Origin of the sequence: Micromonospora marina (genome assembly GCF_900091565.1) — a bacterium.
GTDB classification, from domain to species: Bacteria; Actinomycetota; Actinomycetes; order Mycobacteriales; family Micromonosporaceae; genus Micromonospora; species Micromonospora marina.
The window spans coordinates 67,459-87,337 of sequence record NZ_FMCV01000015.1; the positions used below are offsets into that span (position 1 = coordinate 67,459).

At 73.3% G+C, this 19,879-nt stretch carries 18 protein-coding genes and 1 tRNA gene; 9 read left to right on the plus strand and 10 right to left on the minus strand.

The genetic code is table 11. The features are described from left to right. Window positions 1-78 precede the first annotated feature (78 nt). Both GA0070215_RS18195 and GA0070215_RS18200 read left to right on the plus strand, forming a co-directional pair. Window positions 79-2,094: an ATP-binding protein gene (locus GA0070215_RS18195; RefSeq protein WP_091047762.1), complete on the plus strand. Its 2,016-nt coding sequence runs from the start codon at window positions 79-81 to the stop codon at window positions 2,092-2,094. Continuing rightward, window positions 2,091-3,281: an acyl-CoA dehydrogenase family protein gene (locus tag GA0070215_RS18200; protein ID WP_091047766.1), complete on the plus strand. Its 1,191-nt coding sequence runs from the start codon at window positions 2,091-2,093 to the stop codon at window positions 3,279-3,281. The genes GA0070215_RS18195 and GA0070215_RS18200 overlap by 4 nt, the downstream gene beginning before the upstream one ends. A 58-nt stretch (window positions 3,282-3,339) precedes the next feature. Here GA0070215_RS18200 and GA0070215_RS18205 read toward each other — a convergent pair whose 3' ends face one another. Beyond that, window positions 3,340-3,537: a hypothetical protein gene (locus tag GA0070215_RS18205; RefSeq protein WP_091047770.1), complete on the minus strand. Its 198-nt coding sequence runs from the start codon at window positions 3,535-3,537 to the stop codon at window positions 3,340-3,342. 151 nt (window positions 3,538-3,688) lie between these two features. On the opposite strand from GA0070215_RS18205, the gene GA0070215_RS18210 reads away from it, so the two are divergent. Further along, complete coding sequence (locus tag GA0070215_RS18210) at window positions 3,689-4,153, plus strand: hypothetical protein (RefSeq protein ID WP_018786577.1); 465 nt, start codon at window positions 3,689-3,691, stop codon at window positions 4,151-4,153. Here the strand turns inward: GA0070215_RS18210 and GA0070215_RS18215 are convergent. The 7 genes from GA0070215_RS18215 to GA0070215_RS18245 all read right to left on the minus strand — a co-directional run bounded on the left by GA0070215_RS18215 (window position 4,140) and on the right by GA0070215_RS18245 (window position 11,855). Next, window positions 4,140-5,612 carry a serine/threonine-protein kinase gene (locus GA0070215_RS18215; protein WP_091047774.1) on the minus strand — a complete coding sequence of 491 codons (1,473 nt, stop codon included), beginning with the start codon at window positions 5,610-5,612 and terminating at the stop codon, window positions 4,140-4,142. The genes GA0070215_RS18210 and GA0070215_RS18215 overlap by 14 nt on opposite strands. 30 nt (window positions 5,613-5,642) lie before the next feature. Continuing rightward, a complete protein-coding gene (locus GA0070215_RS18220; protein ID WP_018786575.1) occupies window positions 5,643-6,101 on the minus strand; it encodes a hypothetical protein in 459 nt (152 codons plus the stop codon). A gap of 134 nt (window positions 6,102-6,235) precedes the next feature. Then, complete coding sequence (locus GA0070215_RS18225) at window positions 6,236-9,817, minus strand: adenylate/guanylate cyclase domain-containing protein (protein WP_091047780.1); 3,582 nt, start codon at window positions 9,815-9,817, stop codon at window positions 6,236-6,238. Then, on the minus strand, window positions 9,814-10,614 hold the full coding sequence (locus GA0070215_RS18230) for an MBL fold metallo-hydrolase (RefSeq protein WP_026268171.1): 801 nt from the start codon (window positions 10,612-10,614) through the stop codon (window positions 9,814-9,816). Before GA0070215_RS18230 ends, GA0070215_RS18225 begins: the two co-directional genes overlap by 4 nt. Before the next feature lie 115 nt (window positions 10,615-10,729). Continuing rightward, the gene (locus GA0070215_RS18235; RefSeq protein WP_018786572.1) at window positions 10,730-11,191 is read right to left on the minus strand and encodes a RidA family protein; all 462 of its coding nucleotides are present in this window, start codon (window positions 11,189-11,191) and stop codon (window positions 10,730-10,732) included. 5 nt (window positions 11,192-11,196) lie between these two features. After that, complete coding sequence (gene sp36 / locus GA0070215_RS18240) at window positions 11,197-11,352, minus strand: Sp36 family protein (protein ID WP_013289021.1); 156 nt, start codon at window positions 11,350-11,352, stop codon at window positions 11,197-11,199. A 62-nt stretch (window positions 11,353-11,414) separates the two neighbouring features. Beyond that, window positions 11,415-11,855, minus strand: a complete 441-nt coding sequence (locus tag GA0070215_RS18245) for a hypothetical protein (protein ID WP_091047784.1) — start codon at window positions 11,853-11,855, stop codon at window positions 11,415-11,417. Between the two features lie 336 nt (window positions 11,856-12,191). Here GA0070215_RS18245 and GA0070215_RS18250 point away from each other — a divergent pair, with 336 nt between their 5' ends. The 3 genes from GA0070215_RS18250 to bagB are packed head-to-tail and all read left to right on the plus strand — an operon-like array spanning window position 12,192 to window position 15,000. Next, window positions 12,192-12,773 carry an Rv0361 family membrane protein gene (locus GA0070215_RS18250; protein WP_091047788.1) on the plus strand — a complete coding sequence of 194 codons (582 nt, stop codon included), beginning with the start codon at window positions 12,192-12,194 and terminating at the stop codon, window positions 12,771-12,773. 49 nt (window positions 12,774-12,822) lie between these two features. Beyond that, complete coding sequence (gene bagA, locus GA0070215_RS18255; RefSeq protein ID WP_091047791.1) at window positions 12,823-13,797, plus strand: ATPase BagA; 975 nt, start codon at window positions 12,823-12,825, stop codon at window positions 13,795-13,797. Window positions 13,798-13,851: 54 nt separating this feature from the next. Further along, window positions 13,852-15,000, plus strand: coding sequence for an ArsA family ATPase (bagB, locus tag GA0070215_RS18260; protein WP_026268170.1), 1,149 nt, complete (start codon window positions 13,852-13,854; stop codon window positions 14,998-15,000). Window positions 15,001-15,009: 9 nt separating this feature from the next. Here bagB and GA0070215_RS18265 read toward each other — a convergent pair whose 3' ends face one another. Then, the gene (locus tag GA0070215_RS18265) at window positions 15,010-15,330 is read right to left on the minus strand and encodes a WhiB family transcriptional regulator (RefSeq protein ID WP_018786567.1); all 321 of its coding nucleotides are present in this window, start codon (window positions 15,328-15,330) and stop codon (window positions 15,010-15,012) included. 402 nt (window positions 15,331-15,732) lie between these two features. Between GA0070215_RS18265 and GA0070215_RS18270 the strand changes: the two genes are divergently transcribed. Further along, complete coding sequence (locus GA0070215_RS18270) at window positions 15,733-18,162, plus strand: transglycosylase domain-containing protein (RefSeq protein ID WP_036345908.1); 2,430 nt, start codon at window positions 15,733-15,735, stop codon at window positions 18,160-18,162. Between the two features lie 71 nt (window positions 18,163-18,233). On the opposite strand, the gene GA0070215_RS18275 is transcribed toward GA0070215_RS18270, so the two are convergent. Then, on the minus strand, window positions 18,234-18,689 hold the full coding sequence (locus GA0070215_RS18275; RefSeq protein WP_018786565.1) for a GatB/YqeY domain-containing protein: 456 nt from the start codon (window positions 18,687-18,689) through the stop codon (window positions 18,234-18,236). 25 nt (window positions 18,690-18,714) lie between these two features. Here GA0070215_RS18275 and GA0070215_RS18280 point away from each other — a divergent pair, with 25 nt between their 5' ends. Then, window positions 18,715-19,608, plus strand: a complete 894-nt coding sequence (locus tag GA0070215_RS18280; protein ID WP_091047795.1) for a metallophosphoesterase — start codon at window positions 18,715-18,717, stop codon at window positions 19,606-19,608. Window positions 19,609-19,756: 148 nt separating this feature from the next. Then, a tRNA-Pro gene (locus tag GA0070215_RS18285) sits at window positions 19,757-19,833 on the plus strand. Window positions 19,834-19,879 lie beyond the last annotated feature (46 nt).

The window sequence follows — 19,879 nt, forward strand, 5'->3', positions numbered from 1 at the left end:
AAGGTGGGCAACCGTGAGCGCGAGGAACGCAGCGAAGCGGAGTCCCGCAGTCGCGAACGAAGGGCAGGCTCAGCGCGCATGATCAACAGACTTCTCGTTGCGAACCGGGGGGAGATCGCCCGCCGGGTCTTCGCCACCTGCCGCGCCCTCGGCGTGGGCACCGTCGCCGTGCACTCCGACGCGGACGCCGGCGCGCCCTTCGTGGCCGACGCCGACCAGGCCGTACGGCTGCCGGGGAACACGCCGGCCGAGACGTACCTGCGCATCGACGCCGTCCTGGACGCGGCCCGGCGCTCCGGCGCGGACGCGGTCCACCCCGGCTACGGGTTCCTGGCCGAGAACGCCGAGTTCGCCGCGGCGGTGACCGACGCGGGCCTGACCTGGGTGGGTCCGTCGGCGAAGGCCATCGCCGCGATGGGCGACAAGATGGCCGCCAAGGCGCTGCTCGCCGACGCGGGCGTGCCGATGCTGCCCACCTGGACCGACCCGGCCGAGGTCACCGCGTTCCCGGTGCTGGTCAAGGCATCGGCGGGCGGCGGTGGCCGGGGCATGCGGATCGTCCGGGACGCCGCCGGGCTGGCCGAGGCCGTCGCGGGTGCGCGCCGCGAGGCGGCGGCGGCGTTCGGCGACGGCACGGTCTTCATCGAGCGGTACGTGGAACGCGGCCGCCACGTCGAGGTGCAGATCTTCGGCGACACCCACGGCGCCGTCGTGGCCCTCGGGGTACGCGACTGCTCGATCCAGCGCCGCCACCAGAAGATCGTCGAGGAGGCGCCCGGTGTACTGCCCGACGACGTGCGCGCGGCGCTGCACGAGGCGGCGGTGGCGGCCGGGCGGGCTGTCGACTACGTCGGCGCGGGAACCGTGGAGTTCCTGCTCGCGCCGGACGGGCAGGTGCACTTCCTGGAGATGAACACCCGCCTCCAGGTGGAGCACCCGGTCACCGAGCTGACCACCGGGCTGGACCTGGTCCGGCTGCAACTGCTCGTGGCCGAGGGCGAGCCGCTGCCGGTCACCACCACGCCGCCCGCCGACGGCCACGCCATCGAGGTACGGCTGTGCGCCGAGGACCCGGCCCAGGGTTTCCGTCCGGCCACCGGCACGTTGCACCGGTTCGCGATCCCGGGGGTGGCCGCCGAGTTCGGCCCGGCCCGTGGGCTGCGCCTGGACTCCGGTGTGGTGGACGGCTCGTCGGTGAGCGTGCACTACGACTCGATGCTGGCGAAGCTCGTCGCCTGGGCGCCCACCCGCACCGAGGCGGCCCGCGCCCTGGCCGGTGCGCTCGCCCGCGCCGAACTGCACGGCGTGGCCACCAACCGGGACCTGCTGGTCCGGGTGCTGCGCAGCGCGGAGTTCGCCGCCGTGGACGTGGACACCGGTTTCCTGGACCGGCACCCGGAGGTGTTCGAGCCGCTGCTGCCGGCCGATCAGCTTCCGGTGACGGCACTGGCGGCGGCGCTGTCCGGGGCCGCCGCGCGCCGGGCCGCCGCCCCGGTGCTGGCGGGGTTGCCGTCGGGCTGGCGCAACGTGCCGTCCTTCCCGCAGGTCACCCGCTTCACCGGTCCGGGTGACGAGGAGATCGAGATCCACTACCGCCTAGACCGCACCGGCGGCCTCGCCGAGTGGGGAAGGAAGGGCCCCCTCTTAACGGATTCGGTAGAGGAAGGGCCCCCTGTTAACACCGACCTGCCGGTGGTCGAGCTGGTGACGGCCACCCCGGACCGCGTGGTGCTCGACGTGGACGGGGTGCGGCGGGCTTTCCGCGTACACCGGGTGGGGGCGTCTGTCTTCGTGGACGGCCCGGACGGGGCGGCGAGCCTCACCGAGCTGCCCCGCCTGCCCCTGCCCACCGCGGAGCAGGCAGCCGGGTCGCTGCTCGCGCCGCTGCCCGGCGCGGTGACCCGGGTGCACGTCGAGGTCGGTCAGCGGGTCGCCGCCGGTGACCTGCTGCTGACGCTGGAAGCGATGAAGCTCGAACATCCCGTGCTCGCCCCCGCCGACGGCGTGGTGACGGAGCTGCCGGTGCCGGCCGGCGGCCAGGTCGAGACGGGTGCCGTACTTGCCGTGGTGGACCCCGAGGAGGACGCGCAGTGAACTTCGACCTGACCCCCGAACAGGACCAGCTCCGCGACGCCGTACGGGCGTTGGGCCGCAAGTACGGCCACTCCTACTTCGTCGAGAAGGCCAGGTCCGGCGGGCACACCGACGAGCTGTGGCACGAGGCCGGCCGGCTGGGCTACCTGGGCGTGAACATCCCCACCGAGTACGGCGGCGGGGGCGGCGGCATCACCGAGCTGGCGCTGGTGTGCGAGGAACTGGCCGCGGCGGGCTGCCCGCTGCTGCTCCTGGTGGTCTCCCCCGCCATCGCCGCCACCGTGATCAACAAGCACGGCACGGAGGAGCAGCGCAAGAAGCACCTCCCCGGTCTCGCCGACGGCTCCCAGAAGATCGTCTTCGCGATCACCGAGCCGGACGCGGGCTCGAACTTCCACCGCCTCGCCACCGTGGCTCGCCGCGACGGCGACGACTGGCTGCTCAGCGGGCGGAAGATCTACATCTCCGGCGTGGACGAGGCCGGGCACGTGCTCGTGGTGGCACGTGTCGGCGTCGAGGACGGCAGTGCCGACTCAGGGGACGCGTCTCCGCAGAAGCTGAAGCCGGCGCTGTTCATCGTGCCGACCGACGCGCCGGGCCTGGAGAAGTCCAAGCTGGACATGGAGATCCTGTCGCCGGAGAACCAGTTCCTGCTCTTCCTGGACGACGTCCGGCTCCCCGCCGACGCGCTCGTCGGGGAGTCGCTCGACGCCGGGCTGCCCGCCCTGTTCGCCGGGCTCAACCCGGAGCGCATCACTGTGGCCGCGATGGGCGCCGGCACCGGCCGGTACGCGATCGAGAGAGCCAGCGACTACACGTCCACCCGCAAGGTGTGGGGCGGGCGTTCGATCGGCTCGCACCAGGGCGTCTCGCACCCGCTGGCGCACGCGGCAGTGCAGGTCGAGCTGGCCCGCTTGATGATCCACAAGGCGGCCACGCTCTACGACGCGGGCCGCGACCTGGAAGCCGGCATCTCCGGCAACATGGCCAAGTACGCGGCGGGCGAGGCCGCCGCGCTCGCCGTCGACACCGCCGTCCAGGTGCTCGGCGGGGCGGGCATGACCACCGAGTACGGCGTGGCGACGTTGCTCGGCGCGGTACGTGCGGGCCGGATCGCCCCGGTCAGCCGCGAGATGATCCTCAACTTCGTCGCCCAGCACGTACTCGGTCAGGACAAGTCCTACTGATCGGGGTGGGCCCCCGGGTACGGCGGGTGCCCGATCACCCGCCGTACCCGGGGGTCCGTCAGCGGACGGTCAGCGTGCCGACCGCCGGACGCGGCGGCGCCACCGGCGGCAGCCGCTTCGGCTCGCCCCGGCTCGGCTCGCCCGCCCGGGCCAGCTCGCTCTTCGACGCGTCCGCCCGGCCAGCCGTCGCGTCCGCCCGGAACGGCTGCGCGTCACCGACGCAGACGGCGGCCAGGGATCGGAATGAACGGGGCATGCGGCTGCCTTCCGTCGGGGAACGGTGCCGTCGAGGAGACCTCGACCCCGCCACTTCGTCGCTACGTGCGACTCCGAAGCGGAGCGTCGCTGACGGGAAGCCGTCTCATCCCGCCGGTTGACAGGTGGACGCGCTGGGCCATGCTTGTCGGGTGAGATCGTTCCCGAAGCCCGATGCGCGGGCGAAGGCCGTCGTCGCGTCCCTGGCGACGGTGGCGGCGGTGGTGACCCTCGCCGTGTGGCGTCCGCCCGGCATCCTGTCGGTCGTGCTGGCCCTGGTCTGCGTCCTGCTCGCCATGATCACAGGAGTGACGGTCACCGCGGCCCGCCAGCCCGGCGGCACCGGCGGGTCCACCCCGCAGACCGAGAGCTGGCCGGCCCCCCACCAGGGGTACGGCGTGGACGCCGACACGCTGGAGGCGATCGATCCGCGCGCGGTGCGGAACCTGCGCACCCCGGCGGGCCAGCCGATCGACGCGGACACGCTGGAGACGCTGGACCCGCGGGTCGTCCGCGGCATGCGGGCGACGACAGCGGTGGACGCCGACACGCTGGAGACGCTCGACCCGCGGTCGGTGCGGCAGGGACGGACCGTGAACGGGCTCAGCGACCGGTGAGCGTGGGGCCGGCGAGCGCGTTCACGCCCCGGCCCGCCAGGCAACGGTAGGTGCGATCGGCCTCGGCCTCCGGCGGCAGCACCTCCAGGTTCCACCCGCTCGCCGACCTGCCACCGCTGATCAGCCGGAACGTGTCGGCGTTGCACACCCGCCGCACGGCCGGGTCGGCCGCCACCGTCTCGTGCCGGGCCGCGGCGAGACCGGCCGGCAGGTCACCGGCGGCGTAGGTCTCCCAGGTGTGCTGGCCGTCGCACGGCACCCGGCTCGCCTCGGCCCGGTCGCGGCGCAGGCGTACCGGGCCGAAGCACTCCAGCTCCGTCGCGCAGCGCGCACCGGCGGGCAGCCGCACGTCGGCGGACGCGCAGCCGGGCACCGGCGCCGCCCCGGCCACGCCGCTGGGCGCCGGCGTCGGCGCGACGGGCGGCGTGTGCCCGGCGGCCACCCAGCCACCCCCGGCCGAGGCGGCGAGCGCCAGCACCCCGGCGCCGCCGAGGAACCAGCGCCTGGGCCAGCGCCGGGCGCGCGAGGCCGCCGTCGGGTGGTCGTCGTCGGCCGGCGGTCGCGGATTCGGCCCGCCGGTGTGGTGGGACCGGTCGCCGGTGGTGTCGTACCGGCCGCCGGTCGCCGGGGCGCCGTCCAGCGGCAGCGCGGCGAGCAGGGTACGCAACTCGACCGCGGAGGGCCGGGCACCCGGGTCGTTCGACATGCCCAACCGGAGTACGTCGATCAGCTCGCCGGGCACGCCGGGCAGGCCCGGGATCGGCTGCTGGAACATCTCCAGCACGGTGACCAGGCTCGGGTTGCGTTCCGAGTGCCAGCGCGGCGGACGGCCGTACATGACCGCGTAGAGCGTGGCGCACAGCGAGTAGACGTCGACGGCGGGTGTGGGCGGGCTGTGGTTGAACGTCTCCGGGGGCGCGTACGCCGGGGTGAGCGCCTCCAGCATCACCGAGGAGTCACGGAACTCGGCGAGCACCGCCAGACCGAAGTCGGCCAGGACCGCCGGGTTGAACTCGGAGTGCAGGATGTTCGCCGGCTTGACGTCGCGGTGCAGGACGCCCGCCGCGTGCGAGTGGGCCAGCGCGTCGGCGATCTTCACGCCGAGGTCGCGGGTCTCCGCCGGGCCCAACGGGGAGGTGCGCATCCGTTCGGCGTACGAGCCGTCGCACAGCTCCATGATGAGGTAGGGATGCTGGTCGACGGTGACCCCGACGTCGAACAGGTCCACCACGTGCGGGTGCGACGACATCCGCCCGGCGGCACGGGCCTCGCGCAGGAAGCGCGCCTGGTCGCGTTCGCTGTCCAGCGTGCGGTTCTCGATCTTGACCGCGACCTCGCGCCCCACCGAGATCTGGGTGGCCCGGTAGATGGTGGCGTACCCGCCCCGGGCGAACACCTCGAGATCGGTCAGACCGGGCACGATGGGCAGCCGCAGGGCGCCGGGCGGGGTCTCGGTCACGACTCGAAAATACCCAACGATCCGGACCCGTCAGCGCGCCGCGTCGGTGGCCGGCACCGGCCCCGGGACGGAGTCGTCGGGGGCGGCACCCGCCCGGCGGGCGTCCCACCACAGGCCGACCGCCGTCGCGACGGCACCCAGCCCTTCCCACGCGGCCACGGCGAAGAACCGGTCCGGGGCGACGTCGGAGAGCACCGCGATGGTGAACACGGTGAAGGTGACAAGGCGGAACCAGACCGTGAACCGGTAGAACGGCCGCCACTCCGTAGCGACGGCGAGCAGGTAGTAGACCCCCATGTTGAACGAGGCCATCGAGGACGCGGTGAGGAACGTGCCGGTGTAGTCGCCCGGAGCACGCTCGGCCGGCACCTCGAAGCCGAGCAGGCGGAGCTGCGCCTCCGGCCAGATCAGACCGAGCGCGCCGAGCAGCAGCGCGAGAAGCCCGAAGACCGCGATCGTCCAGCCGGCGCCCGAGCGCGGCAGCCTCATCGTCCCTCCCCAGCGTGGTCTGCCGGTGACGCACCCGCGCACCGGAAGGCGACGGCCGATCCACGACTGTCGCCGCCCCACGCTAACCGGCTCCACCGACGAACACATCCCCGGAACCGTCAGAACAAGAGCGGTCAGCCGCCGGAGAGGCGGACCCGCAACGCGTCCGCGACGACCCGCTCACTGCGCTGCTCGGTGGCGTACGCGAGGCGTACCGCCTCCTCCGCGTTCGTCAGTGCCTCGACCCGGCTACCGCAGGCGTCCAGCGCCTCGGCCAGCACCAGCAGCGCCACCACCTGGCTGCGTACGTCCTCGGCCGGGGCGGTGACCGACCGCCGCGCCCAGTCGAGCGCCTGCTCGCGCTGGCCGTAAGCGAGCAGGGCGGCGGCGTAGCGGGCCATCGTCTGCCGCCGGGAGAACAGCAGCGAGGGCGCGTTCGCCGCGCCGGTGGCGACCGGGGCGAGCAGCCCCACAGCGGTACCCGGGTCGCCCGCCGCGAGCCGGGCCATGGCGAGCAGAACCCGCGGCGCGACCTGGGCCGGTGCCTGCGGGTTGTGCGGCTCCACCCGGCTCAGCACCGACCGCGCCTCCTGCTCGGCGGTCTCGTGGTCGCCCATGTCCAGCGCCACGAAACCACGCAGCGTGCCGGCCATGCCGGTGAGCAGCGGGTGGGTGCTCCGGTCGGCGTATTCGAGCGCCTCGGTGAACAGGTCGGCCGCGTGTTCCGGCTCGCCCAGCCCGCGCGCCACCACCCCGCGCACCACAAGCGCGAAGCCCTGCCCCCAGTCGTCGCCCACCTCGGCGAAGTCCCGGTACGCGCGCCGCGCGGCCCGGTCCGCCTCGGCCAGATCGCCCAGCTCGGCGGTCGCGTACGCCTCGACCGCGCGCAGCGTCCCCACCGCCCACGCCTCGCCGACCCGCTCCCCGAACGGCAGGAACACCCGCGCCAACCGGCACGCCTCCCGCAGCCGGCCGGCGAGCAGCCGGGCGAACGCGGTGGTGCCGCGCAGCCAGGCCCGCCCGTACGGGTCCTTCAGCTCGGCGAAGAGCCGGGCGGCCCGGCCGAGCACCGCGTCGGTGCCCGCGAAGTCGCCCCGGGTGGTGGTCACCCAGGCCAGGTTCTGCAACGACCAGGCCTGCCCCCGGGGATCCCGCGCGGCGAGACTGACCTGGTACGACGCGGCCAGCCGGCTGCTCGCCTGCCCGAGCCGGCCGGCGATGAAGTCGGCCATGCCGAGCCGCCGCATCGCCGAGGCCCGCAGTGTCGGCAGGTCGGCCTCGGTGGCCACCTGCAACGCCTCCTGCCAGTTGCACTCGGCCCGCTCGGCGTCGCCGAGTGTCTGCTGGGCCTGCCCGGCGAGCAGCAGCGCGGCGGTCCGGGTGGCCGGGTCGCCGGTGTTCGCGGCGATCTTCTCGGCGAACGCCAGCGCGTCGGCCGGGCGGCCGATCTGGAGCAGGGCCCGGGCGTGCACCACCCGGTCGGCCGGCGGCACCCCGTCGCGGGCCAGCTCGGCCGCGCGTTCGGCGTACTCGACCGCCAGCGCCGGCTCCCCCGACCGCAGCGACCGGCGGGCGGCCCGGCCCAGCGCGGCCACGCCCAGCGGGGTGACCGCCCGGGCCGGCGCGTCCGGGCGCAGCTTGACCGCGTCGGCGAGCGCCGTGGCCCGCTCCACGTGCTCGGCGACGAAGTCGTCGCGGGCGGCCTCGGTGAACGCGCCCCCCGGCGCGACACCGGCCTCGTCGACGCTCTCCGGTGCGGCCCAGCGGGCCAGCGCCGCGTGCCGCTCCGCCAGCTCGGCCTTGCTCACCCCGGCGTACGCGGCCTCCCGCATCAGCGGGGTGGCGAAGGCGAACCCGCCGCGGGTGCGGTGCAGCATGCGCCGTTGCAGCAGCTCCTCCACGGCCCGGTCCAGCTCGACGGCGGCCACCGCGGCGGGCCGCCCGTCCCGTCCGACCCGCTGCTCCCGCAACGCCTCCAGCGCGCCCGCCGGCACCGTGTCGCCCACCACGGCGGCATCGCGCAGCGCCGATCGGGCGTCCGGGGGCAGCGCGTCGATACGCGCCGCGAGCACCGCGGCCAGGTCCCGGGAGAGCAGCCGGCTGCCGAGCGAGCCCGGGGCGAGTCGCCAGCCGACGTCAGCGCCCCGGCCCGGTCCGGCGGTGAGCGCTCCCCGCTCCATCAGCAGCGTGACCAGCTCGGCCAGGTAGAACGGGTTGCCCTGCGCGGTGGCGAGCAGCCGGTCCGCGTCGGTCTGGGGCATGCGGCCACCGGACAGGTAGCTGGTGAGCAGCCGGGACGCGTCCGCGCCGCGCAGCGGCGGCAGCGCGTGCACCTCGGCGTCCGCGACGCGGGTCAGCGCGCCCGCGGTCCGGACCAGCTCGGGGCGGCCGAGCAGCAGCACCAGCACCGGCCCGCTGAGCCGGTTGAGGGTCAGCGCCAGCGCCTTGAGCGTCTCGGCGGTGGCGTCGTGCAGGTCGTCCACCACGATCACCAGCGGCGCCTCACCGGCGAGCGCGCTGAGCAGGTCCGCCACCGCCGTGGGCACCGCTTCGTCGTCCGGCGGGGGTCCGGCCGCGTTCCACTCGCCGTTTTCCGCGGCGGGCGGGAGTTCGGCGTACCCGAGCAGGGCCAGGAGCTGGTCCACGGTGATCGCCGGCGGGTCGCCGGGGAGCCGGGCCAGGCGCTGGCCGAGGCGGCGCAGCCGCTCCTCGACGGCCGGCCGGGTGACGGCGGTGGCCGCGTCGCCGGGCAGGCCGACGGCGGCCCGGACCAGATCGGCCAGCGGGGCCAGCCGGCGGCGCTCGCCGAACGCCTCGCAGCGCACCGAGAGCACCCGGGCGCCGGTGTGCGCCGCGTACCGTCCGGCGCCGACGTCGTAGCCGGCGGCGAGGCGTTCCACCTCGGCCGCGAACCGGGACTTGCCGATCCCCGCCTCGGCGGTCATCAGCAGCACCCGGGGCTCGCCCCGGTCGATCACCTCGGCGAGCCGGCCGGCGACCCTGCCGATCTCGGTCTCCCGGCCCACGAACGGCGCCTCGTCGCCGAGGCCGGACCGGGTGCCGGGGGCGTCGAGCAGGCCCAGCAGCTCGTACGCCTCGACCGGTTCCCGCTTGCCCTTGAGCCGGAGCGGGCGCAGCGCCCGCCAGGAGGCGACGTGCCGGGTGGCGGCGGAGGTGCGTGCCCCGGCGTAGACCGCGCCGACCGCGGCGGCGTCGGCCAGCCGGGCGGCGGTGTTCACCGTGTCGCCGATGACCGTGTACTCGATCGCCGCCTGGATGCCGGCGATCACGTCCCCGGTGTTGAGGCCGACGCGCAGGCCGAGCGGCGCGCCGCCGCCGCGCTCGTCGTCGAGCACCCGCCGCACCGCGCGCTGCATGGACAGCGCCGCGCGGACCGCCCGCTCGGCGTCGTCCTCGTGCGCGACCGGGGCGCCGAAGACCGCCATGATCCCGTCGCCGGTGAGCTTGTCGACGTGCCCGCCGAACGTCTTGACCGCGCCCGCGAGGGCGGCCAGCACCCGGTCGGTGACCGCCCCGACCCGTTCCGGGTCCAGGTCCTCCGACCAGGAGGTGAAGTCGGACAGGTCGCCGAAGAGCACGGTCACCACGCGGCGCTCGGCGGCGGGCAGCGTGGCGGCAGCCGGCAGCGCCGCCCCGCAGTTGTGGCAGAACCGCGCCCCGGGCACGGCGACGGTCCCGCACACCGGGCAGGTCACGGCTGCTCCACTCCGAGGTGTTCGAGCTGGGCCCGGACCGACCACTCGGCGGCCCACCACAGCGACCTGTCGACGTCGGCGTAGACCACGGCGACCACCTCGGCCGCGGTGGTGGCGCCCGCGGCGACGGCGGCGCGCACCTGGTCCAGCCGGGCCCGCCGGTGGGTCAGGTAGAAGTCGGCCGCCACACCGCAGTCGGCGAGCGCCGGGCCGTGGCCCGGCAGCGCCGGGATCCCCCGGTACGTGGAGAGCAGCTCCAGGCTCGACAGGTAGTCGCCGAGGTGCCCGTCCGGGTGGGCGACCACTGTGGTGCCACGGCCGAGGATGGTGTCACCGGTCAGCACCACGCGCTCGCCGGCGTGCTCGGCCAGAAAGCAGACCGAGTCGGCGGTGTGCCCGGGGGTGGGCAGCAGCCGGATCTCCAGGCCGAACCCGCCGAAGTCCTCACCCGGCTCGGTCAGCGGTTCACCACCGATGGTGTGCGCCGGGTCGGCGGCGAGCACGTGCACGCCGCCGAGCAGCTCGCTGAGCCGGGGCGCGCCCTCGGTGTGGTCGGCGTGCCCGTGCGTGATCAGCACGTATCCGACGGGCCCCTGTGCCGCGATCGCGGCCAGGTGTCCCTCGTCGGCGGGGCCCGGGTCGACCACCACGGCGGGGGCGTCCGGCCCGGCCCGCAGCACCCAGGTGTTCGTCCCGTCGAGCGTCATCGGCCCCGGGTTCGGCGCACGCAGCAACGTCACCCACGCCGGCAGCTCCTCCGCGAGCGCCCCCGCCGCACCGGCCATCCGCCCACCCATGGCTGCGATCGTACGACTCCGCCCGCCACTCCCCGCGATCTTGCAGTTCCGGCCCGAGCTTTGTCCCCGTCTGGGGCTTCTGCCCGGGCGGGAACCGCAAGATCGCGGGTTGGGGTCATGCGACCTCGACGATGACCTCTACCTCTACCGGGGCGTCGAGGGGGAGTTCGGCCACGCCAACGGCGCTGCGGGCGTGGCGGCCGGCCTCGCCGAACACGGTGCCGAACAGGTCGGAGGCGCCGTTGATCACGCCGGGCTGGCCGGTGAAGCCGGATGCGCTGGCCACGAAGCCGGTCAGCTTCACGACCTTGACCACGTTCTCCAGCCCGACCAGCGCGTCGATCGCGGCGAGCGCGTTGAGCGCGCACCGCTGCGCCAGGTCCTTCGCCTGCTCGGCCGAGACGCCGTTGCCGACCTTCCCGGTGGCGAGGAGCCTGCCCTCGGCCATCGGCAGCTGGCCGGACACGTAGACGTGCTGCCCCGACTGGACGGCCGGCACGTAGCTGGCCACCGGCGGCACCACCTCGGGCAGTTCGAGGCCGAGTTCGGCGAGCTTCGCGTGGGGTCCGTTGCTCATGGAGGTCAGCCCTTCGGACGCTTCAGGTACGCGACGAGCTGCTCCGGGTTCGGGCCGGGGACCACGGAGACCAGTTCCCAGCCGTCCTCGCCCCAGTTGTCGAGGATCTGCTTGGTCGCGTGGACCAGCAGCGGCACCGTGGCGTATTCCCACTTCTGCATCGGAGGAGGGCTCCCTTGCCTGACTTGGATTTCGGTCAGGCACAGCCTACGGTCCGCCGCCGTCACCAGGACGCGGGACGCGGCTCCGGCGGGTTCGGCGGCTCGCCGCACGGGCCCTCGTGCTCGAAGCGCTGCGGGCACCGGCTGCGGTCGGGCAGCAGCAGGTCGCAGAAGACCCGGTGCCTGTTGTTCTGGTCGTCGGCGGTGGAGACGGTGGTCTCGCCCGCGTCCAGCTCCACCAGGAAGCCCAGCGAGGTGGCCACGGTGCCGGCGAGCGCGGTGGCCGCCGCCAGGTCGGGCACCCGGACCTGGAGGTGGATGACGTACGCGGGCTCGTCCTCGTCCCGCCCCGCCCCGCCGGAGCGGGGGAGCGTCCGGACCGCCTCGGCCGCCGGGCCGTAGGACCGCTCGTTCAACGACGCGCCCGGACCCTCGGCCTCGCCCGGCCGTCCGGCCCGGTCACCGGGGAACTGGGCTCGGGGACTGTTATCCACGTCGCGCATCCGTCGCCTCCGGGCGTCGTACCTGTTCACCAACACCGCCATCCGCCTCGGAGCCGTCCGGCGGCCCGGCTCTCCGCATCGGGGAAGAACGTAGATCCTGGGACAAGTCCCGGCAACGGGACGCGCACACCTCGTCACGTCCAGTCACATTTGCGACACAAGGCTGGTCGGGAACACGGTGGCCGTCTCCGTCCGGCGGGGCGCCTACGCGGGGCTGGCAACCGTCCCGCCGACCGATACCCTTCCGGACTGGACGCGCGCAGACGCGCGCCCGCACACCTCGACCCGTGCCCGTCGCCTGGGGCGGCGCCGGGAGCCGCAACCCGGGGGAGACAGATGACCCAACCGCCCGCCGGTGGCGACACCGGCACGCCCGGCGACCCGAATCCGCTACCGCCGCCCACCGGCGGCGCGCCGCCGGGATCCGCACCCGCCGCCGGCCCGCCGCCGGCGTACCCGTCCGAACCCCAGCCGCGCAGACGACCGGCGGTGCTGATCGTCTCGCTGGTGCTGGCCGCCGCCGTCCTGCTCTGCGGCGGCGGGGGCACCGCCGCGTTCCTCGCGCTGCGCGACAGCGAGGACGGCCAGGGCGCGAAGGAGCCGCAGGTCGCGGTGGACGGCTTCCTCAAGGCCGTCTACCAGGAACGCGACGCCGAGAAGGCGGCCGCGTTCGTCTGCTCCGCGGCCCGCGACGACGAGAAGATCGCCACCAAGGTCGCCGAGGTGCAGAAGTACGTCGGGCAGTACCAGAACCCCCGGTTCCGCTGGCCCACCCCGACCGTCGACAACCAGACCGGGGACCGGGCCACCGTCTCCGCCCGGGTGACCATGACCACCGCCGACGAGAAGGTCGCCGAGCAGGAGCTGCGCTTCACGGTGGTGCGGAAGACGGGTTGGTGGGTCTGCGAGGTCGGCTGATCCCACCGGCCGGACAGGGCTGGTCCCAACGGCTGGTTAGGCTCGACGGGTGGCAGCGAGTGAGCAGCCGGCCGAGTCCGCCGGCAGATGGCCGGCCCGCCTGCACGTGGTGACCGGCAAGGGCGGCACGGGAAAGACGAGCGTGGCCGCCGCGCTGGCCCTCGGCCTGGCCGCCGGGGGCCGGCGCACCCTGCTGGTCGAGGTGGAGGGCCGGCAGGGCATCGCCCAGCTCTTCGGCACCGACCCGTTCCCGTACGAGGAACGGCACCTCGCCGACGCGCCCGGCGGCGGTGAGGTGCGGGCGCTGGCGGTCGACGCCGAGGAGGCGCTCCTCGAATACCTGGACATGTTCTACAAGCTCGGCGCCGCCGGCCGGGCGCTGCGCAAGCTCGGCGCGATCGACTTCGCCACCACGATCGCGCCGGGCCTGCGCGACGTGCTGCTCACCGGCAAGGTCAAGGAGGCGACCACCCGGACCAGCGGGTCGCGCCGGGCGTACGACGCGGTGGTGCTGGACGCGCCGCCGACCGGGCGGATCGGCCGCTTCCTCAATGTGACGGCGGAGACCGCCCGGCTGGCGAAGGTCGGCCCGATCAAGACCCAGAGCGAGGGTGTCTCCGCGCTGCTCCGGTCGCCGATGACCGCCGTGCACGTGGTCACGCTGCTGGAGGAGATGCCGGTCCAGGAGACGCTCGACGCGGTCGCGGAGCTGACCCAGCTCGGTTTCCCGGTCGGCCGGGTGGTCGTCAACGGCGTCCGCCCGCCGGTGCCGGCCGGGCGGGCGGTGACCGCGGCCGAGCTGAAGCGCGGGCTGGCCGCCGCCGGCCTGCCGGCCGACGGCCCGACCGTGGCCGGGCTCGTCGAGGAGGCGCGTGACCAGCAGGTACGCCGTGAACTGGAGGACTCCCTCCGGGCTGACCTGGTGGATCTCGGACTGCCCCTGGTCGAGCTGCCCCTGCTGCCCGAGGGGGTCGACCGGGCCGGGCTGGAGACGCTCGCGCAGACCCTCGTCCGGGCGGATTGACTCACACCTGAGGCCGGCACGGAGCAGAGTGCCCCTCGGGCCCGATACGCTCGATTGGTGCCTTCCGAAGACGCGGCGCCTCCGCTTGACGTCGACCAGATCCTCGCCGACGACGGCGTACGGATCGTGGTCTGCTGCGGGGCGGGCGGTGTGGGCAAGACGACCACGGCGGCGGCGCTGGCGTTGCGGGCGGCCGAGCGGCACGGCCGGCGGACGGTGGTGCTCACCATCGACCCGGCCCGCCGGTTGGCCCAGTCGCTCGGCCTGACCGAGCTGGACAACACGCCCCGGCAGGTAAAGGGCATCGACGTCGAGGCCAGCGGTGGCGAACTGCACGCCATGATGCTCGACATGAAGCGCACGTTCGACGACGTGGTGCTCCAGCACACCGAACCGGCGAAGGCGGCGGAGATCTTCGCCAACCCCTTCTACCAGGCCATGAGTTCCACCTTCGCCGGCACGCAGGAGTACATGGCGATGGAGAAGCTGGGCCAGTTGCACGCCCGGGGCGAGTGGGACCTGATCGTGGTGGACACGCCGCCGTCCCGCTCCGCGCTCGACTTCCTGGACGCGCCGGCCCGGCTGTCCCGGTTCCTCGACGGCCGGATGCTGCGGCTGCTGCTGGCTCCGGCACGCAGCGGCGGGCGGAGCATGTTCAGCCTGGTCACGGCGAGCTTCGGGATGTTCTCCAAGGTGGTGCAGAAGGTGATCGGCGCCCAGCTGCTCACCGACCTGTCCGGCTTCGTGGCCGCCCTCGACTCGATGTTCGGCGGTTTCCGGCAGCGCGCCGAGCAGACGTACCGGATCCTCCAGGCCCGGGAGACGGCGTTCCTGCTGGTCGCGGCGCCGGAGCCGGACGCGGTCCGGGAGGCCGCCTACTTCGCCGGCCGCCTGCGCTCCGAGCGGATGCCGCTGGCCGGGCTGGTGCTCAACCGGGTGCACCGTCCGGCGGCGGACCTCTCCGCCGCGGAGAGCCTGGCCGCCGCGGAGCGGCTGTCCGGCGTCGGCGGGCACGAGAACACCGTCGAGGTGTTGCGCGCGCACGCCGCGCTGGCCCAGCAGGCGGTACGCGAGGAGCAGGTGGCGGCCCGGTTCACCGAGGCGTTCCCGGCGGTGCCGGCGGTGTCGGTGACGGCGCAGCCCGCCGACGTGCACGACGTCGACGGGCTGCGGACGATCGGCGAGGCGATCAGCCGGCGCTGACCGGTCCGGTCAGGTGGCCGTGGTGACCAGGATCTTGTCCTTGCCGGCCTTCTCCTTGGCGTTCTTCTTCATGGCCGCCTCGAACATCTTGCGCCAGCTGGCGACCTGCGGGTGACGGCGCAGCAACGCCCGGCGCTCGCGCTCGGTCATGCCACCCCACACACCGAACTCGATCCGGTTGTCGAGCGCGTCGGCGAGGCATTCGTACCGAACTGGGCAGCTCCGGCAGATCCTCTTCGCCACGTTCTGTTCGGCGCCCTGTACGAACAACGCGTCCGGGTCTCCGTTCTGACACGCCGCCAGTGACGGCCAGTCAGTGATCATGCCCATCTGTACACGTCCCCCCTTGCAGTACCTACCGACTTCGCGCGCGCAGCTCTCGTACTTCCCCCCGGTCGTTCGCGCCGGCCTCCCCAGGGCGGCACAAACGACTCATGGCTGCGGTCGCCGCCACCATCATGCTGTGTAGTCGCCCGATTACGCAACGTTGTCGGCGAAATCCATCATTCCGGACACTCCCGGCTTCCCGGGCTTTCGCCCCGCGACTACCCCGCCCGACTACGTGAAAACGCTGCGCCACTCCCGGAGTTCGGCGAGACTTCCGCCGGATCCACGCAACCTCGGACCAGGGCTCGTGCGTTTAGCACAACGAGGCCGGCGCGTGCAGGAAATGGGGAAAGTTCCCCGCGCGCCCACCGATTCCTGCTCGCGTACCCTGTCGAGGTGACCTGGATGCGGAAACGTGACCACAACGTGCTGACCAACGCCGCGTCGCTGCTGATCTGCGGCCTCCTGGCCGGGGTGGTGGTCGCCGCGGCGGCCTTCCCTGTGGCGGCGATGTCCGGACTCGCAGCCAAGGCCGGGGCGGAGACGTTCGAGGCGCTGCCCAAGGAGCTGACAGTCGCCCGGGCACCCCAGATCACCAAGCTGCTCGCGGCCGACGGCAAGACGGTGCTGGCCACGATGTACGACGAGAACCGCAAGGACGTCCAGCTCAAGGACATCTCGCCGTACATGCAGAAGGCCATCATCGCGGCCGAGGACCACGACTTCTACAAGCACAACGGCGTGGACATCAACGGTGTGGCGCGGGCCTTCGTCAACAACCAGGCCGCCGGCGCCTCCCGGCAGGGCGCGTCGACGCTCACCATGCAGTACGTCCGCCTGGCCATCTCCTACTCGGCCACGCACCCGGCCGACGTCGTCGCCGCGACCGAGGACACCAGCGGCCGCAAGCTGCGCGAGATGAGCCTGGCGCTCCAGGTCGACAAGGAACTCTCCAAGGACGAGATCCTCCGGCGTTACCTGAACATCGCCGCGTTCGGCAACAGCGCGTACGGCATCTGGGCGGCCAGCCAGGTCTACTTCAACAAGCCGCCGAGCAAGCTCGACATCCAGGAGTCGGCGATGCTCGCCGGCATGGTGAAGGCCCCCACCGCGTTCGATCCCACCACCAAGGCGGGTTACCCGGAGGCGGTCGGCCGGCGCGACTACGTCATCGACAACATGGTGCAGATCGGCGCGATCACCCAGCAGGAGGCGGACGCCGCCAAGAAGATCAAGCTCCAGGTCAAGGGCAAGCGCACCCCGAACGGCTGCACCCAGACCACCACCCGCTCCTGGGGCTTCTTCTGCGACTACCTCTACCGCTGGTGGCTCCAGCAGGAGACGTTCGGCGCCACCTCGTACGACCGTGAGCGGCGGCTCAAGAGCGGCGGCTACACCATCGTGTCCACCCTGGACGTCCAGGCCCAGAAGGGCGCCGACAAGGCCGTCCGCAACAAGCTGGGCGAGAGCAGCAAGGCGGCCCGGATGGTGGCCGCCGTCGAGCCGGGCACCGGCCGGGTCCGCGCCGTGGCGGTGAACCGGAACTTCAAGCTCGACGACCCGGCCGACCCGCAGAACAAGATCTCCAGCGACCCGAAGAAGGCCAAGAAGAAGATCCGGGGCAACTACCCCAACACGGTCAACCCGCTGGTCACCGGTGGCCCCGGCATCGCCGGTTACCAGGCCGGCTCGACCTTCAAGATCTTCACGCTGGTGGCCGCGCTGGAGAAGGGCTACCCGCTCAGCTACAACATCAACGCGCCCCAGCAGTTCAAGTCGGACTACCCGGTCGAGTTCAACTCGCCGGCCGCCTGCAAGGGCACCAGCAAGTACTGCCCGACCAACGCCAACCCGGCGATGGCCGGCCCGCACACCATGTGGAGCGGCTTCGGCTTCTCGGTCAACACGTTCTTCATCGACCTGCAGCAGCGGGTCGGCGCGGAGAACGTGGTGAAGGCCGCACAGAAGCTCGGTATCACGTTCCGCTCGTCGAGCGACGCGCAGCTCGCCGCCAACCCGCACCAGTGGGGCGCGTTCAGCCTCGGCGTCTCCCAGACCACCCCGCTGGAGCTGGCGAACGCGTACGCCACGCTCGCCGCCGACGGCACGTACTGCGAGCCGATCCCGGTGCAGGAGATCCGCGGCCCGGACGGCGAGAAGCTGGACGTCGCCAACCCCCGCTGCGAGCAGCGGGTCAGCACCGAGGTGGCCCGCGCCGCCGTGGACGCCGCGCGCTGCCCGGTCGGTGACCGCTCCTCCACCACGAAGTGCGGTACCGCCACCGCCGGCAACGTCCGCAACATCGTCGACGCGCCGGTGGCCGGCAAGTCCGGCACCACCGACTCGGAGAAGACCTCCTCCCTGGTCGCGATGACCAAGCAGTACGCGGTGGCCGGCATCATGGCCGACCCGGACTGGCCGCAGACCAACCAGAAGATGGGCCACGACACACCCACCGGCATCAACCCGGCGGTCTACCAGACGCTGCGGGACGCCATGAAGGGCAAGGAGCGGAAGAACTTCACCCCGCCCAGCGGCAAGATCGTCCTTGGTGACCAGCGCTCGATCCCGGGCGTGAAGTGCGAGTCCGTCGAGACCGCGAAGTCCCGGCTGAAGGGTGCCGGCTTCGAGCCGGTGGTCTCCAGCAACAAGGTGCCGTCGGAGTGCCCGGCCGGCACCGCCGCCGGCACCAGCCCCGACGGGCGCACCATCAAGGGCGGCGTGGTGATGATCGAGGTCAGCTCCGGTAAGGGCACCCCGGAGCAGGACGACACCGCGACACCGGACCGGCCGGGCGGCCCGGGTAACGGCCGACCAGGACGACCGGGCAACTGATCCAGTACGACGACGGCCACCTCCCGCGCGGGAGGTGGCCGTCGTCGTTTCCGCGCTACTTCGGCGCCGGATCAGAGGCCGAGCTGGCGGCGTACCTCGGCGGCGACCCGGCCACCCTCGGCCCTACCGGCCACCGCGCCCTGGGCCGCCTTCATGGCCGGGCCCATCTGCGCCTTGCCGGTGAAGCCGCCCGCGGCGAGCGCCCCCGAGACCAGCTCGGCGAGTTCGTCGTCGGAGAGCTGCCTGGGCAGGTAGCGCTCCAGCACCTCGCCCTCGGCGGTCTCCTTGCCGGCCTGCTCGGCGCGCCCCGCGTCGGCGAACGCCACCGCCGCCTCGCGGCGCTTCTTCGCCTCCTTGGTCAGCACGGCGAGCACCTCGTCGTCGCTGAGCTCGCGCTTTTCCCGGCCGGCGACCTCGGCGTTGCCCACGGCGGCCAGGGCCATCCGCAGTGTAGAGGTGGTCAGCTCGTCGCGCGCCTTGAGAGCGGCGCGCATGTCGGCGGTGAGACGGTCCTTCAGCGTGCTCATGGACGGTGAAACTACCCTGAACGCCATGCGAAAGCGCACACTATTCCGGCTCGCGGCGGGAACCGTCGCCGTCGGCGCGGCCACCCTGGCGTACGCGTCGCTCGTCGAGCGCAACATGTTCACCCTGCGCCGGTACGACGTGCCGGTGCTCCCGACCGACGCCGAACCGCTGCGGGTGCTGCACCTCTCCGACCTGCACATGATGCCCGACCAGCGACGCAAGCAGGACTGGGTGGCGTCGCTGGTCGCGCTCGACCCCGACCTGGTCGTGGTCACCGGCGACAACATGGCGCACCCGGAGTCGGTGCCGGGCGTGCTGCGCGCCCTGCAACCGCTGCTCGACCTGCCCGGGGCGTTCGTCTTCGGCTCCAACGACTACACCGGCCCGGTCATCAAGAACCCCTTCACCTACTTCCTGCCCGACCGGGAGTACACCGAGGGCGTGCCGCTGCCGTACGAGGAGCTGCGCGACATCTTCACCGGCGCCGGCTGGGCCGACCTGAACAACGCGCGCACCACGCTCAAGGCCGGCGGACGGGAGATCGAGCTGGCCGGCGTGGACGACCCGCACATCGAACGGGACGACTACGACGCCGAGGCCGGCCCGGTCAGTGGCGACGCGGCGCTGTCGATCGCGGTGTCCCACTCCCCCGAGCCCGTGGTGCTGGACCGGATGGCCGCCGACGGCTTCGGCCTGCTGCTCGCCGGGCACACCCACGGCGGCCAGGTGTGCGTGCCCGGGTACGGCGCGCTGGTGACCAACTGCGGGCTGCCCCGCTCGATGGCGCGCGGGCTGCACCGCTGGCCCGGCTCGGACTCCTGGCTGCACGTCTCTGCCGGCCTCGGCACCCACCCCACCGCACCGATCCGCTTCGCCTGTCCTCCAGAGGCCAGCATCCTCACCCTGATCCCCCGCTGACCGCTCGTTCGGCTTGCCCGGCCGGCAGATCTTGGTACGCGCCCGCCCCTCCCGGGGCTGATCCGCACCAAGATCTGCCGGGTGGGCGGGGCGGGGGGTACCGAGTTTGACCGTGCGGGAGGGTGGGCTACTATTTGTCGGCACGCCTCGGGGTGTGGCGCAGCTTGGTAGCGCGCTTCGTTCGGGACGAAGAGGTCGTCGGTTCGAATCCGGCCACCCCGACCAGAGGCAAGAGGGCACATCCGGTCACCGGATGTGCCCTCTTGGTGTT